General features: G+C 54.1%; 13 protein-coding genes. 4 read left to right on the top strand and 9 right to left on the bottom strand.

All coding sequences use genetic code 11. The annotated features are described in order from the left end of the window. The 7 genes from DFR46_RS05995 to DFR46_RS05965 form a co-directional block, all read right to left on the bottom strand. Positions 1-399, bottom strand: a complete 399-nt coding sequence (locus DFR46_RS05995; protein WP_116235622.1) for a PaaI family thioesterase — start codon at positions 397-399, stop codon at positions 1-3. After that, positions 396-872, bottom strand: a complete 477-nt coding sequence (locus DFR46_RS05990) for a PaaI family thioesterase (RefSeq protein WP_245953703.1) — start codon at positions 870-872, stop codon at positions 396-398. The genes DFR46_RS05995 and DFR46_RS05990 overlap by 4 nt, the downstream gene beginning before the upstream one ends. Beyond that, positions 862-2,112, bottom strand: a complete 1,251-nt coding sequence (gene wecC, locus DFR46_RS05985) for a UDP-N-acetyl-D-mannosamine dehydrogenase (protein ID WP_116235621.1) — start codon at positions 2,110-2,112, stop codon at positions 862-864. The genes DFR46_RS05990 and wecC overlap by 11 nt, the downstream gene beginning before the upstream one ends. Then, on the bottom strand, positions 2,102-3,220 hold the full coding sequence (wecB, locus tag DFR46_RS05980; protein ID WP_116235620.1) for a non-hydrolyzing UDP-N-acetylglucosamine 2-epimerase: 1,119 nt from the start codon (positions 3,218-3,220) through the stop codon (positions 2,102-2,104). Before wecB ends, wecC begins: the two co-directional genes overlap by 11 nt. An 87-nt stretch (positions 3,221-3,307) precedes the next feature. Further along, the gene (locus DFR46_RS05975; RefSeq protein ID WP_211306381.1) at positions 3,308-5,398 is read right to left on the bottom strand and encodes a glycosyltransferase family 4 protein; all 2,091 of its coding nucleotides are present in this window, start codon (positions 5,396-5,398) and stop codon (positions 3,308-3,310) included. A gap of 88 nt (positions 5,399-5,486) precedes the next feature. After that, positions 5,487-6,650, bottom strand: a complete 1,164-nt coding sequence (locus DFR46_RS05970) for a glycosyltransferase (RefSeq protein WP_116235618.1) — start codon at positions 6,648-6,650, stop codon at positions 5,487-5,489. Then, positions 6,638-8,548, bottom strand: coding sequence for a glycosyltransferase family 4 protein (locus DFR46_RS05965; protein WP_116235617.1), 1,911 nt, complete (start codon positions 8,546-8,548; stop codon positions 6,638-6,640). Before DFR46_RS05965 ends, DFR46_RS05970 begins: the two co-directional genes overlap by 13 nt. A 445-nt stretch (positions 8,549-8,993) precedes the next feature. Here DFR46_RS05965 and DFR46_RS05960 point away from each other — a divergent pair, with 445 nt between their 5' ends. The 4 genes from DFR46_RS05960 (at position 8,994) to DFR46_RS05945 (ending at position 14,062) form a co-directional block, all read left to right on the top strand. Continuing rightward, positions 8,994-11,159: a hypothetical protein gene (locus DFR46_RS05960; RefSeq protein ID WP_116235616.1), complete on the top strand. Its 2,166-nt coding sequence runs from the start codon at positions 8,994-8,996 to the stop codon at positions 11,157-11,159. A gap of 270 nt (positions 11,160-11,429) precedes the next feature. Continuing rightward, the gene (locus DFR46_RS05955) at positions 11,430-12,446 is read left to right on the top strand and encodes a glycosyltransferase (protein WP_116235615.1); all 1,017 of its coding nucleotides are present in this window, start codon (positions 11,430-11,432) and stop codon (positions 12,444-12,446) included. After that, positions 12,447-13,124, top strand: coding sequence for an acylneuraminate cytidylyltransferase family protein (locus DFR46_RS05950; RefSeq protein ID WP_116235614.1), 678 nt, complete (start codon positions 12,447-12,449; stop codon positions 13,122-13,124). A 41-nt stretch (positions 13,125-13,165) separates the two neighbouring features. Further along, complete coding sequence (locus DFR46_RS05945; protein WP_211306379.1) at positions 13,166-14,062, top strand: phosphoglycerate dehydrogenase; 897 nt, start codon at positions 13,166-13,168, stop codon at positions 14,060-14,062. Between the two features lie 23 nt (positions 14,063-14,085). Here the strand turns inward: DFR46_RS05945 and DFR46_RS05940 are convergent, their stop codons facing one another. Next, positions 14,086-15,009: an SMP-30/gluconolactonase/LRE family protein gene (locus DFR46_RS05940; protein WP_116235612.1), complete on the bottom strand. Its 924-nt coding sequence runs from the start codon at positions 15,007-15,009 to the stop codon at positions 14,086-14,088. 9 nt (positions 15,010-15,018) lie between these two features. Next, positions 15,019-15,966: a Gfo/Idh/MocA family protein gene (locus tag DFR46_RS05935; RefSeq protein WP_116235611.1), complete on the bottom strand. Its 948-nt coding sequence runs from the start codon at positions 15,964-15,966 to the stop codon at positions 15,019-15,021. Positions 15,967-16,197 lie beyond the last annotated feature (231 nt).

Here is a 16,197-nt window from a genome sequence, read left to right as displayed (position 1 = left end):
TCAGCTCTTATCCCTGACGAGCAGGAAGTTCATCCGTGCCGCTGCAATCGGTTTCGACTCCTCTTCCTGCCAGGCGAAGCTTTCGACATTGGCCATCCGCTGGCCCAGCCGGGAAATCACGGCTGCGGCGTAAGTGAGCCTGGCGCGGCCGCCGCGCATATAGTCGGTCGTTACCGTGATCGGTTTGATCTGCACCGTGGCCTCTTCGTCGCCCAGCGCATCGCGGAGCGAGGCAAAGGCGGCGATTTCCAGCAGGCCTGCTATCGCGCCGCCATGGAGGAAGTTCGGCCGGCCCTGGACATGGCTGCCAAAGGGCATCGTCAGTACGATCCGGCCGTTATTGTCGCGCGACGTTTCGATGCGCAGCGCCTGCGCATAGGGAGGGAGCGCGATTGTCATTCCGGCGCTCCCAGGAACATGAAGGTGCCGGCGACATTGGCTATCGGGCTGTCGGCCTCGCCGTCGTGGGCGAAACCGCGGACAAAGGCCACATTCCTGGTGTAGCGATAGCATTCCATATGGGCCGTCACACGCTGACCGACCTTGGCGGGCCGCAGATAGTCGACGCGCAGATCGATCGTGACTGTCTGGAAGAACTTGCCGGTCGTCAGCATGATGCACATGCCGGACGCCATATCGCACAGGCTGATGATCGGACCCGACGCTAGGATTCCCGTCGCCGGGTCGCCGACAAGTTTCTCGTCATAATCGATCGCCAGTTCGACCCACTTGTCGGCGTTGGCGACATACTGGACGCCGATCAGCCCGTTATGGCTGTGCTGGTTGAGCATCTTGAAAAAGGCGCGCGGGCCGATTTCGCCCGATGTAAGCTTTTCGCGAATCGCGTTCACATCATGCTGGTCAGGCGACATGGGGTGATTCCCGCCACAGGCCGACAGCGTCGATCACGGTGCGGCCTTCGACATCGCCTTTGCGTTTTAGAAAGGCTTTATGGCCAACCAATAATGCCACAATATCGGATTTGGCGAGAGCTTCGTCGAACCCGGCGAGCCTGATATTGTCATGCCTCCAGAGCCTTTCCGGCAAGGCGTTTACATGCGGTTCGACCGCGTAGATCTCGAATCCCTCTTGTGCCAGGCCGACGGCGATATCGATTGCCGGGCTTTCGCGCAAATCGTCGACATTGGGTTTGAAGGCGAGGCCAAGGCAGGCAATTTTCTTAGTTCCGGCTTTTTTCGCTGCCGCGCGGATCTTCTCGATTACGGATTTCGGACGGCCGTCATTCACGCGCCGTGCCTCGGCCATCAGCCCTGTCAGGTCGTTATTGTCGGAAATCAGGAACCAGGGATCGACGGCGATGCAATGCCCGCCAACGCCCGGTCCCGGGTTGAGAATATTCACCCGCGGATGCCGGTTGGCCAGCTCGATCGCCTCCCACGGGTTGAGCCCGTGCGCTTCGCCGACATTGGCGACCTCATTGGCGAAGGCGATATTGACGTCGCGATAGGCATTCTCGATCAGCTTGACCAGTTCGGCGGTCTTGGCGTCCGTCATGTGAATTTCGCCGCGCACGAAACTTTCATAGAGATCGCGGGCGCGTTCCGCGTCCGCCGGTGTCAGGCCCCCGACGATGCGGTCGTTCTGGACCAGTTCCCTGACCATCTGGCCCGGTAGAATACGTTCCGGGCAATAGGCGATGGCCACTTTCAGCGTTTCGCCCTCGACAAGATCGGGGCGCGCTTCCCGAACGATGGCGGCCACGCCATCGGTTGCGCCCAAAGGGCTGGTCGATTCCAGGATGATCAGATTGCCAGCCTCCAGCACGGGCGCGACTGAACGGGCAGCGGCCTCGACAAAGGACATGTCGGGCGATTTGTCATCGCGGATCGGCGTGGGGACGGTGATGATAAATGCATCTGCTGGTTGCGGTTCGGTATAGGCTTTGAGTCTTTCGCTGCTGACCGCGCCGCGCACCAGCATGTCGAGATCGGGCTCGGAAAAATGCGCCCGGCCCTCGTTCAATTCCTCGACAATATGTTCGGAAATATCTGTTCCTTTGACAGCGAAGCCCGCCGAAGCCAGCGTCGCAGCTGTAGGCAGGCCGATATAGCCCAGCCCGACCACGCAGACTGTTTTGAATTCATTGGGCATTTTTCATTGCCTTCACGATCTGTGCGGCGGCGGTACCGTCGCCAAAGGGGTTTCTGATCGCGCTTACCCGCGCATATTCCCCTTGATCGTCGATTAAGGTTTCGGTTTCGCTAACGATACGGTCGATATCGGTGCCCACCAGTCTGCACGTGCCCGCCTCTATGGCTTCCGGCCGTTCCGTCACGTCCCGCGTGACGAGCACCGGCTTGCCGAGGGAAGGGGCCTCTTCCTGGATGCCGCCGGAATCCGAAATGACGAGATGGGCTCGGTCCATCAGATAGACGAACGGCAGATAGTCCTGCGGTTCGATCAGATGCACGGCTTCGGTGTCCGATAGGACGGCGTTCGCAGCGCGCTGGACATTGGCGTTGAGATGCACCGGATAGACGATTTCGGTATCGCCCCGCCGGGCAATGCGGACAAGCGCCTCGCACATCCGTTCCAGCCCGCCGTCGAAATTCTCCCGCCGATGCCCGGTAACGACGATCAGTTTCTTCTCGGGATCGAGAAAATCGAACTGCGCGTCGAGCTCTGCCTTGCGCGCTCCACCCGCGTGGATATCGCCGACAACGGTCAGAAGCGCATCGATCACCGTATTGCCGGTCACGAAGATGTGGTCCGGATCGGCGCCTTCGTTCATCAGCGCTTTGGCGGCCTGCTTGGTCGGCGCAAACAGCCATCGCCCCATCAAATCAATGACGCGGCGGTTCATCTCTTCGGGCCAGGGCGCGTAAAGATCGCCGGTGCGCAGCCCGGCCTCGACATGCCCGACGGGGACCTGTTCGTAAAAGGCCGCCATTGCAGCCGCCATGGCCGATGTTGTGTCGCCATGCACGAGAACCGCATCGGGGCGATCGGCGGCGAAGATATCGCGCAGGCCCGTCATCGTGCCCACGGTCACATCGGTAAGCGTCTGCTGCGCCTTCATGATGTCGAGATCGATGTCGGGTGTAATATCGAACAGAGAGAGGACCTGGTCGAGCATCGAGCGATGCTGTCCGGTAACGCAGACGGTGGTTTGGAAAGCTGGGTCCGCGCGGAAGGCTTTGACCACGGGGGCCATTTTGATGGCTTCCGGCCTAGTGCCGAAGACTATGAATATTTTCATTAAAATCCTCAAACCAGGCTTCAGCGATATCAGGTCAGTCGCAACTGTGTTGCATGCTAATGCCTTTGGACGAGCTAAAAAATCAAGTCAGACGGACGCGTTCCGTCGATAGAAACTATTGTTGTGGACGGTTGGGGTATCAAAATACTTGGTCAGCAGGTTTGACAATGTATCGTGATCAATACCAATTTCGCTCTCCGCGCGCTGGTAAACATCCTCAACGCGACGGGCTGCTTCGGTCCAACTCCGTTCCGCTTTTACGAACGCCCGAGCGCTATTTCCAAGCCGTTCCCGCAACGCTGGATCCGAAATAACACGCTCCAGTGCCGCACGCAGGTCCGTGGCATCGTCCTTATCAAACAGAAGGCCGGTACGGTCGTCCTCGATCATATCCTGTAGCCCCCCGACATTCGATCCGATGACGGTCTTTCCCGCTGCCATCGCCTCCAAGGGCTTGAGTGGCGATACAAGCTCGCTCACCGCAAGGGCTCGCCGCGGATAGGCGCAGATATCAAACAGTCCATAGAGCCGCTGTGCCATATCCGGCGATACGCGGTCGACGAGCCGGATTGCATTGCCCAAGTCAAGTTGGTCGATCTGGCGCCGTAGCCCCTGTTCGATCGATTGTGGGTCGTTTGTATTTTTCGGGTCTGCACCAACGAGAATCAGCTTGATATGTTGATTGTTGCGGATCAGCGGGGCGGCGGCTTCGATCAACAGGTCCAGGCCTTCATAGTGCAGCATGGCACCCATATAGCCGATAACAACATCGCCCGGCTCCACCCCATATTCGTGCATCAAGGCTGAATCCGGAGAGGCGGGAGTGAAGCGGTCGGCTTCAACGCAATTGGGAATGATTGTGATGCGCGCATTGTCTGCGCCCATGCCGATCAAATGATCCCGCATCTGGTTGTTGAGAGTCATAACCTGATCCGCCAGCGCTAACACGATGGCTTCCAGGGCATTGTCCCTGGCTGCCTGTGGCGTGGTTGCAAAACCCGGTTGCCTGGCCTCACGGGTGATCGCCCAGAAACTGCGAACTTCGTACACAAATGGTAGACCTGCCCGGTTTGCAGCGAGGGCCGCCGGGAGTGCAGTCCAGAAATTGGTGGCGGCATGGACGATGCCGATCTGGTTTGCTGCGAAAGCCTGTTCGAAATAAGCGGCGGCTTCGGCGATATAGCCGAATGTTCGGCCCCTGCGGCCAAAGCCATTCTCGAAATGATAGGGGATGCCATCGATTAGCTGCTGCCCAGACGGCATTTCGTCAGGCAATGCTCCATCGCTCGGAAAGCCGGGTCGCGCGAATGCGGCCAGCGGACGACCTGCGTTGGTAATCGCTGCGGCAAGCGAATGGCTGCGCATCGCATAGCCGCCATGGGCATAGTTCCGCGCATTGTGCAGGCAATAGGCGATTTTTCGATGCACAGCAGTCTTGCGGGAAGTGGGGCGCGGCATCCGGCGCAGTTCGTCAACGACATCGCAATAGGCGCGCAATTCAGCAATATGGTCCTGAAACGGCCCGTTCGCCAGGTCGGGTTTTGCTTCGAGGGCGGCTTCGGCAGCAATGATCGCACTACGATAATTTTGGGCGTTGGCGTATGCGAAAGAAAGGAGACGCAACTGATTTGGCGATTTGCGAATTTCGGTTGCTCTGGACAGCAGCTGTGCTTCGGTTTCGAAGAATCCGAGCCGACGCGCAACCGCCGCACAACCCCGTAAAATTTCGAACCTAGTATCTTGATCAAGTTTGGCAAATACGTCGTCGTTGAGAGGCAGATGACGACAGAGCTTGCTTAGCACCGACACGACAGCCTTAATTATCTGGTTATCTTCAAGGGCTATGAGTGTGTTCAGCGGATCGGGAAGCGTGGCTCCAAAACATCGGAAATGCGTATCGCTTCCCTCAGGTGCGTTTAGAAAGATCCGCTGTCCCGGTGCTCGTATAAGCCAACTCATTGACCGAGATGAAGCTTCGAGAGCTTCTCCAGATTCAAATATTTCGGACTTGAACGGTGTTGGGTCGACCGAAAGCTGAATAGGACCGTTCGCGTGTGTGAAGTGGACCCATGCCCAATTCCCATTCTTCTGTGGCGTAATAATTTCAACTTGGCCGTCTGACGAAGAAACTTGCCTCTCTGCCATCAGGTCGGCGTCATGAATGGAAACTATCAGCATGCGTCTGGCTTCAGGATTTCTTTCGTTGGGGTGCGACGTGGCAGGCATGGTTTGTAACTAGCGCTCCTCTCTGACGACGTGGATATGACTAGTTTGCCGTCGAGCTGATCAGCTGGTCTATACCAGCAAGAAAAAGGTCGGAGACAGCGTCGGGATCAAATTTGTTTTTGAAGCCTTTGTTGGCAGTTTGCAGTGATGGAGATACACCGACAAGCGCTGCAGATAGTGAATGCACCTCATTCCTGTCGTACGTTGATACTCCATAGTCAGTGAGTGCGGAAAAGGCCGGTTCGTCTGGCGCAATGACAGGACAACCGAATGTCAGTGCCAGCATGGCTGCTCCTGAGTTTAATTGATTGCCCGCGTAGGGCAAAACAACGGTGTCAGCAGCCCGAAAATAGAGCTGAACCTTTTCGTCGGCGATCTTTTGAGACACGAATCTTATCGCTGGATCTTCGGATATCAGTGTGAGAATCTCATCTACGTAAGCCGCATCACTGGGAAAGCCCGCTATGGCGAGCCGCAGTTCAGGGTGTGATTCAGCGCGGGCTTTTCGGAATGCCGCGATAAGGTCTTCGAGCCGTTTATAGGGTCGGATAGAACCAAAAAAAAGCAGAATGGTTGATGATGGGTCAAATCCTAGCGCATCCCTAGCTTCCTCTCTCGATATTTGGTCAGCATGAGCAGGCCCATAATGGGGGTGCGGCGCAAACAGAGTGTGAGTTGGGCGTTCACCGATCAGATTCTCGAGAAGCGCCGGATGACTTTTATCCATGAAATGAACCAGGTCGAACCGCTCGATGATCCGGCGCCTCAATTCGATGTCTGTCTCCGGAAAAGCTGAGTTGTGAGGCAGCAAATTATGTGCTGTCCAAACCATCTTGCAGGCGGTGCGTTGCTGGAATTCCAAGATCAGTTCAAAGGCATCATCAATATTCTGCCTAAATACCACTTCGCTGTCCGCTGATTTTGAGAGTTGTCCAAACCAGTGCGCGTGGAAAATTACCGGACCTGGCCAGTAAATCTCTTTGAGATCATCAAGCTTGCCAATTCCTTCTACGGCATATCCAAATTTGGCGGCATTCCTGTAGAGCAGGGATTGATATTTGTTCACCCTGGAGGATGGCCAGCAAACAATTAGCGCAGGCAGAGAATTTTCAGCATTTGAATGCTCGCAAAACTTCCTCGCCAGCGAATCTGCTCGGCTGCAAGGTAGCGGCGCAACAAGTAAAGGGTCTTTCATATCTGACATGCCGCTTGTTCATGATGCTCTCGGGCGGCGGCATAGACATCGTTATAGAGTTTGACATTTGTAGACCAACGACGCTGTTGCTCGACCCACCGACGAGCCTGTTCGGCTCTGCGAGATGCGGCAATAGGGTCTTGCAAAATCTGTTCCATAACGCCGTGGAGACTTTCACTGTCGCCTGTCTTGAAAAATAATCCCCGCTCTTCAGCGCCGATCAACTCGCGGAATACTGGGTGGTCAGACATGATAACGGGAGCGCGCATAGCCATAGCTTCTATGGCGGTCATGGGCGAAACATAGTCGGATGTGCAATCGGGGATTCGCGGATCGACGAAGATATCGATTGAACTGTATGCAGCCAGTACCTCTTCATAATCGATGGTGCCTGTGAATATTACAGAGCCACCAAGTCTGAGTTCCGAGACGTGCTGTTCAAGTTCCGTTCGAACCGGTCCGTCGCCCACGATGAGCAAGCGTGTCTCGGAATGACGAGCATGTAGACGCGCAAAGGCGTCGCATAATATCTGATGACCCTCCCGCTTCGAGATATTGGAGATGCAACCGATGACCTGATGGCCGTCAAGCTTCCAGCGCTCTTTGAATTCTTGCGTTACACTGTTTGACGCCGTTTTGAGAAACCGTTCGTCGACTGAATTTGGAATGATGGATATTTTGCCAGCAGGTACACCGAAGCCAACAAGATCTTCCGCCATTGCATCTGATATCGTTACTATAGCATCGGCTTCCGCCATGCACCGGTTCTCTTGTGCCGCACGTAGCTGTGTATGCGGTGCATTGAGTATCCCTTCGAAAAAATCGGTCCATTTGTGCTCATGAAACGAGCGTACTTCATAAACAAAAGGTATGCCGCGACTCTTTGATAGAGCTATGCCCTTCAATGCATTGTCAAAACCGCGAAATCCGGATGCCGCATGGATGATTGATGGATTAACGCGCGCGCATATATGTGCGAGCAGCTTGGTATCGAACGTAAGGAGTGTGTCGCGCGGGATTTTTTTTCGCGGCATATTCTGGAAGTGGCAGAACCAAGTTTCGACGCCATCATTATCTACTGTGAATATTCCGTCGCGCGTTGCGCGATCGATCGCCAGTTCGTCGGAAATTCTAGTTGGGGCCACCGATATGATGGGTTCAAGTCCCATTTCTTTTTGATGTGTAGCAATAGACCGATTGCGCACCGCGTGTCCGTTCAAATCAAGCGGATAGATTGTTTTGAAAATGTGAAAAATTTTATGTGGGTCCGCCTCGACAGAAGGCTGTTTGGGAAGCGGCGGAAGCCAATCGGGGGCAAGTTCGATAAGTTGCCCCCGTTTGCGGCGTAGCGCATGGGCTGCGCCGTCTGTTCCCGTCTTGAACCACCGGGTTGCGGCTAATTTAACCGCAAGTCTCAGGTCTCCAATCTGCGTTGCTTCCGTGGTTAGAGTAAGTAGGCGCTTTTCGTTCAATTGGGCGAGTTTTTCAACGTCGAGGTTGCGCGCTATGTCCAGCGAAAAGGCAGTTTGCGGCCGCTCCGAGTTCGCTTCACCGATGCTTGGTTCGGTGGGTTCGCTTTTCAATTCTATGCGATGTCGACGATAGGCGATCCATTCTCTTGCCAACGTGTAAGGTAGGACAAACATACGCAGCGGGTTTTTAAAAGCCCGAACCAGTTGCAACCCGAAGCGATAGGCAAGCTGATTTTCTACGGCCCGCGTTGATTGAGCGACGGCATCGCCTTGGGCGCGCGTTGCTTTGCGAAGTTGTTCTTCGTGGGCGGCTTCAAGTTCGCCAACGGTGTCTTCATAAATTTGTAATTGCGATAAAAGCGCTCGCACAACATCCGCAGGCGTTTCTTCATCGCCGTTTGCAGCTTTCGGGTTGGATGATTTTTCCATAGTCATTTAAGTCGTCGCTCAGCTATGCGTTTGGAATTGTCAACTTTGCTAGCTGTGGCTTAGGGCCATGCTTCAATCAGGGTTTCATTCCAATAGTGCTGGGCACACACACGGTAAGGATTTTGCTTCACCCGGCCCGCTGTGTTGTACGATCAATTGGCCGACGAAGCGAATTTGGCATTTCGCGGGCGTACTCGTTCAGGGTATTTGGTCTCTATCCAAAGGTGTTGTCATCCTCCTTCAGGATCGCAAGTTGACCTTGCTGATATATTCGCAGATCAGTATGGCCCACCCGTGGAAGCACGGAATTTCGCGCACAATATGGGGAACTTTTAATGCTCATGCGCAGGTTCACAGAGCATGGGCTACTCTGGGATCGGGTCTTTTCAGGCATTGCTTTTTGCCGGATCTTAGCGCGATTTTGTCTTGGTTCGCGAAAGAAGGCTATTAGATGCGGATAGCCTTCCTCGCCGAAACTGCCGCGAAAGGGCAAGATGCAACCGAAAGGCGACGTGTAGCCCATCTCTGGCGTGCGTTAATTCGCATGGAACACGCTTTTCCGGAATTCATCGATGCGAACCAACCCTGCTCGATATCGCAGGGATCACGCGCTCGGGGCGATGGCCCTAAGCAAGTTGTCTGGGATGTCGTGGTGAATGCGACCAATGACCCTAATGCTGCGGATGCATTCTATGCGGCCGCGAATAGGATCTGGGTTCCACCCTCCGATGCCAGTGCGGTCAATCCACATAGCATGAAAAATTGCGACGCGACTTGGCTTTGGGAAGACGGACCGTCGAATGAGTCGCAAGCTCTGGCCGATCACATTCTTCCTGACATATATGAGACAGCACTGGATCATTCCATCGCAACCTATCCTGAAGGAGCGATCCTTGCTGATTCTTCGATTGTCGAGAACCAGAGCCACGGGATAGTCGAACTACTGAAGGCGAATCCGACAGGTGAAACAGGGTTGCCAGTCGAACTGACGCAATTGTTGGCGCCAAGTCTGGACTTCGATCAATGCTCAATCGTACCGTATGAGAATCTCGAAGCGCTCGGGCGAGCATCGGTTCTTATTAGTGACTTCTCTCCGGCCTACCGAGAATTGGCATTCACCGCGCTCAACAATGGTGCGAAAGCGATCCTAGTCGGGACTGGAAAATACATCGTTCTCGGCGGTAGACGTTATGGCATTCCGCAGTCGGATGATGAGTTGATTGCCGGCGAGGCAATGGGATGGTCCAGTACACAGCAGCGGACGTTCGATGATCTGACGAGATCAGTGAAATCGGCATTACAATCGATAACCAGTGGGACTGGTTTTTATACAGCCGAGTTGGATAACTCCACAGTATTCGAGTGTGAATTGAAGAGGCACTCTTTCAACCCACACACTGGCCTCTTGATCGCGTTCGTCTCCTGTCGCTGCCCTTTTATCAATGACATGATCTTCGATGGTCTGGCCGTTATTTCGGGAGATACCGAACTTCCTGATGTTCGTTGTCGAAGAAATGCACCTGCCGACATAGAAAATGGACTGCTGCTGCGAATAGTGGCGTTTCTGCCTGCTGGATTGTCTGTTCAGGACGTCAACATACAAATCTTGGTTGAAGGGGTGATTTCTTACGATGTGGCGCTACCTCCAACCATAACATTCCAACAGGCCGGTTTTTTATGCGTAGAGAGTGCGGGAGAAGACAGGTGGGCTGTCGAGCATTGGAGCGCATCGTCGAAGACGTGGATAGATTGCTCAGATGGGGAGGTCATCGACCAATCGATTGTTCCGAACGCAACTGGTCTGCATTTTTGTCGATCCACCATTCGTATTGACACCCAAGATAATAGAATGACAGCCCAACCTGATGAGGGTGTTGGGCAAACACTCTTCGGAAGTGGCAGGTATATGGCGCCTCAGAGCGTCTCTTCTGACAGGCTCGTGCAGTTGAAAGATGCGTATCGTGGGCAGTCCGCCTGGCTGATCGGAAATGGCCCATCAGTAAGACCCGCCGATCTCGACCGTCTGCAAGGACGACTTTGTTTTGCATTTAACAGATTTCATCTCGCTTACTCCGAAACCTGTTTGCGGCCGCAATTTACGCTGTGCAGCGATCGCCAGACGATCGAAGATTTTTTCGAAGAAATCGTCGCGCAAGCGGGAGGAATGGTAATGCTGGCCCAAGCTGATCGCCCCGATAAATCAGGCGCGGCGGAATGGCTCCGGGTGGCGCCGGTCTTTCCTCCGTTATTCTCGAAGAACCCCGCCGTTCGGGTATCGGCAGGGGGATCTTCGCCATTTATTGCGATGCAAGTCGCCCATTATCTCGGGATCAGGCGGCTCTATCTTTATGGTATGGATTTCACGTACAAGGTTCGGAAGAACGCACTGAGCAAGGATCCCATGCGGGGGGGGGTCGGTGAAGGCAATCACTTCATAACAGATTATAGAGCGGGGCTACCATGGTCGCCGCCCAATACTTTGAACATACTTATGGCCTTTCTAACTGCGCGTGAGATTTTCGCCGCCGATGGGGGGAGCATACGAAACGCTACGCGAGGCGGGGCGCTCGAGATGTTTGAGCGGTATGATTTTGAAAAAGCGTTGAGGGACGAATGATAAAACTCGATGAATTAAAACTCTCTAGTGATTTCAAAATGGACGAACTCCAAATTTGCTCCACATTCTTATCGAATATATTTTCATTCCCTCACAAATGCTGTTGTTGTTCACAGCTTTTTGTTCGTCATTCTTGCGCAATTCACACGCAATCTTCCTACTTTCCGACCAAGGGTAGTGGTTGTTTTCATTCGGCAATGTAGCTAGACGCGCGACTGCGCTCGTGGTGTGCGCGGTATGATGCGGCGTATAATTCGGTGCTAGGAGCTTATGAGAATAATGTCTGATCCAGGTCGGTCGCCCGCGGTCCCCCGCTGCTCAATCGTTATTCGCTGTTTCAATGAAGCTGAGCATATTGGTCGGTTGCTTGAAGACATTGGTCGCCAGACCCTTGCGGATATCGAAATCGTTGTCGTTGATTCCGGGTCAACTGATGGGACCGTAGATATTGTCCGTCGTTACCCCACGCGGCTCGTTTCGATCAGCCCGTCCGAGTTTACCTTTGGCCGAGCGCTCAACATCGGGTTCCGTGCGGCGCGTGGCGAGTTTGTCGTCGCTGCCAGTGCGCATGTGTATCCGGTTGACGATGACTGGCTCGCAAACTTGCTGGGCCCGTTCGAAGATGAACGAGTTGGGCTAGTTTATGGTAAACAGCGAGGACCGGAAAGTTCACATTATTCGGAGTTGCGCTTGTTTGAGAGCTGGTTTCCCGAAGAGTCCAACGCTGATCAGGACCATCCCTTTTGCAATAACGCCAATGCGGCGGTCCGCCGGGCATTGTGGTTGGACCAGCCCTACGATGAGAGCTTGACGGGCCTTGAGGATCTCGACTGGGCGAAGAAGGCGATGGCGCGAGGGCATCGCATCGCTTATGCCGCCGATGCCACGATCATTCATGTTCATGACGAGACCTCGGCTCAGGTCCTGAACCGCTACCGTCGCGAAGCTATCGCGCTCAAGCATATTTATCCAAGTGAACGGTTCAGTTTCTGGAATTTTCTCCATCTTTTTGCCAGCAACGCGCTCTCGGATCTCGGCCACGCCCGTCACGAGGGTGTTCTGATCCGGCGGTTCTGGGATATCGTCAGTTTCCGTTTTCTGCAGTTTTGGGGCACATATAAAGGCTATCGCCAGTCTTCGCTGACCAATGCCGAAATGCGCCAGCGCTTCTATTATCCGAGTGGCCGCGCGCGTGATCGATCTGATCACGGCCGGAAGAAACTTAAATCGGAAAACGGGGTTACAAGCGAAAACCGGTCTGCCGGGTCACTCACTAAGGACAGCTAGATGAACCAGACAATAGCGGCGATCGTTCCGATGCGGCACAGCAGCGAACGTGTGCCGGGCAAGAATTATCGCGATTTCGCCGGCAAACCGCTCTATCATTATGTTGTCGAGACGCTGCGCGATTGCCCGAGCATAGATCAGGTGGTCATCGACACCGATAGTGATCTTATCATGCAAGATGCGCGCGAGCATTTCCCCGATGTCGAATTGCTCGAGAGACCTGAACATTTGCGATCAGGCATGACGTCGATGAATTCCGTACTAGAACATACGATTACGCAGATTGAAGCCGACTATTATCTGCAAACACACAGCACCAATCCGTTGCTCGGCGCTGATACGCTGGAGGCGGCGCTGCAGCGATTTTTCGATGCGATGCCTGATTATGACTCACTGTTTTCCGTGACGCGGCTGCAAACGCGACTTTGGGATGAGCTTGGCCGGGCAATCAACCACAATTCCTCTATTTTGTTACGCACTCAAGACTTGCCCCCGGTTTATGAAGAGAATTCATGCTTTTATCTGTTCACCGCTGATATTCTGTCTCGCTATCAGAACCGCATTGGTGCGCGCGCGATGATGGCGCCGATCGATCCGATCGAGGCGATGGACATCGATGAAGAAGTTGATTTCAAGCTCGCCGAGGCGGTGCAACTGATGCGGGAGCGCGGCGAATGAGCCATCATGTTCTCATCTCCTGCACGCATTTGCAGCGCGAAATGCATCGCTATCATGACCGCTTTGTAGAACGTGAGATCACCTATGATTGTCCGGATTTCTCACAACAACTGGTCGAAAGTGAACTGCTTGAGATCGTTGATCGCTATGACGGTGTGATCGCTGGTGACGACGAGTTTACCGCGAAAGTAATTGAGCGCGGCAAAAAGCTGCGAGTGATTGCAAAATGGGGCATCGGCATGGACGGGATTGCGATCGACGCAGCGCGTGAACGCGGCATCGAGGTGTGTAATACGCCCGACCTGCTGTCGGAAGAGGTCGCAGATGTCGCGATCGGCTATGCCGTTATGTTGGCCCGTGAATTGCACAAGATTGATCAGGCAGTGCGCGCTGGCGAGTGGTACAAACCGCGCGGCATTTCTCTTGGAGGAAAGGCAATCGGTCTCATTGGGGCGGGCGGTATTGGACGTGCGGTCTTGCGCCGTGCTCACACCATGGGGATGGAATTGCTCGCGAGCGATCCTGCTCCGCTGCCTGATGAATTTGTACAGCAGACAGGCGTCGAACAGGTGGCGCTCGACAACATGCTCGAACGCGCTGATTTCATCGTCCTGACTTGCGCCCTGACCCCGCACAACCGCCATATGCTTTCAACTGAGCAATTCAGCCATGTGAAGTCTGGCAGCTATCTGATCAATGTTGCTCGCGGACCGCTAATAGACGAGGCGGCGCTCATCGAGGCTTTGAACGAAAACCGGTTCACTGGTGCCGCGCTTGATGTGTTCGAAGAAGAGCCGCTGGCGGCCGATCATCCGCTGCGCAGCTTCGACAATTGCATCTTCGGTAGCCACAATTCGTCCAACACGATCGATGCTGTTCTGCGGGTCAATGAGGCGGCGATTGCCAACCTGTTCAAGGGGCTTGGGGTAAACCCCTAATCTTCATTCCTGCTCCGATGAGATCACATAGGGGGTCCGAAGTGACTGAGCCGATTGGCTCTATTGCCAGTGACATTCGTTTGGCAGCCGAATAAACTACCATCAAATCGGGTTGGAGTTGGCGTATCTATTGCCGCGCTGGTCACGAAGAGTCTGTTTTGGCGGTCATCGCCGAAGACACAATTTGTCGGATTGTTCGCGGGCAGTTCGACAATTCGGTCTACACGACCATCGGGTGATATCCGCAACAGGCAACTGCCGCCGAAACGGCAATTCCATAGATAACCTTCCGAATCGAGTGTCGATCCGTCTGGAACCCCGCGAGGATGATCCGCAAGCAATTCACGTTCGTCAGTCAATTTCGCCTTTCCGGCTTTCCAGCCAAATGACCAGATTATGTTGCGTAAAGAGTCGGCGAAGTAGAAGCGATTGCGATCTTCGTCCCAGCACACCGTGTTGGCGATGCCGATTTCGTCTTTGACGATTTCAAAACCGTTGTGATCAATACGGTATAGCGAACCCATCACTTTTTTAACAGGCAGCGGCTCACCGTCCGGGCCGAGGTTATTTTGCATCGATCCAATCCAGATCGAGCCGTCGGGCGCGATTTGCCCGTCGTTGAGCCGTACTTCCGGATAGCTGTCGAGTGTGAATATTGGATCGGAGATACTCTCCTGTTCGGGGCTCCAGAGCACGATGCGTGACGCCATGGCGAGCACGATCTCATTGCGTTCCCGTCCGAGCATTATTGAAACGACTGGCTCATCGAACAGCCAGCTTTTGCAGCAGCCGCCATGCGGGTCATAGCGGTAGACAGCAAACCCGTTGATATCGCACCAATAGAGCTGTCCGATCCGGTCATCCCAGACGATACCCTCGCCGCACAGATTTCCTGCGGGGAATACCTGCTGGACATTCAAAATTGTTAAAGGCTTTGGCATGGTCATAAGGGAAGCTTAAATCTGTTCAATGTCAATCGGAGCCACGGTGGTCGCTTTTCCCCGGTTGAGGGCATCCAACACAAGCTCGAGCGGGCGAGTTTCGACGCTCGATTGATGACGATCAATCAAATTAGCGAATTTGCCATAGACCCGCTCATATTCTGCCGTGCCCTCGGTGGGCATCGTGCGACCGTTAATGTCCAGGCGCTTGCCACCGTCCAGCAACAAGAGTTCGCTTCCACCTGACAAGATCGAGATTGCCCAGACCGGTGCTCCAGGATGCAATAAGTCGAGACTTGCCAATCCGATCGGCCTCCCGTTCAAAGCAAATTGCAATTCCGCCGTTGCCGGAGTTGCGACATTTTTCGGGATGAACAATTCTGCTTCGGAAATCGACAATGTGCCGGGAAGAATATGGTCCAAGATGGAGAAGGCGTTTATTCCCGCGTCGAACACGCCAAACCCGTTTTCGCGCCAAAGCCAGTTTTGATTGGGGTGCCAATCGTTGACATGTTCGAGCCAGCGGAGTCGCAGTTCGTGCACTGGATGGCGCTCCAGCCACCGCGCTGCCGCATCGACCGCAGGGTTTTCCACGCTATGCCAAGTGGCGAAGATGCTGCAATCAACGGGATTGGGCAGTTCGCGTAATTTTTCCAGATCATTGGCCGTAGCGACTGGTGGCTTTTCGAGCATGATATGCCAGCCTGCCTCAAGGCACTGACCAATAAGTGATACGCGATCCGAAGGAGGCGTGCACAATGCAACCGCATCGATCTGCAAGTGCGATTTCTGCAATGCAGCAATCGAGGTGAAGCAGTCAATATTCGCATACGTGCTGACAGGATCTACGATCGCGGTGAGCTCGAACCGGCCCGAATCTGCGATTGCGGGCAGGTGATTGGCCCTAGCGCTGACACCAAATCCGATTAAGGCAAGTTGGAAGTTGATTTTCTGGTTCCGCATCTATGGATAATTTTTGAGAAAATCCGGATTGTTGGTGCAGGCACCATATCTATTATAACAGCTCTGCGGTTGCGAAAGAATCAACACGCCGCATAGCGGTGTATTGCATCTAGCCGACATCGCATTCTGCCGAAAGTCACTCATTTGTGGGAGAGCTCGCGCAATATTAATAGATCGACTCTTCGGGACTAAGAAATTTCTGCCGAAATTAGTCTAAGAATTCCCGGCTCA

The sequence above is a fragment of the Parasphingopyxis lamellibrachiae genome (genome assembly GCF_003385775.1).
In the GTDB taxonomy this organism is placed as follows: domain Bacteria; phylum Pseudomonadota; class Alphaproteobacteria; order Sphingomonadales; family Sphingomonadaceae; genus Parasphingopyxis; species Parasphingopyxis lamellibrachiae.
Note: the sequence above shows the minus strand (reverse complement) of the source record. Positions and strands in the feature narration are given on the sequence as shown.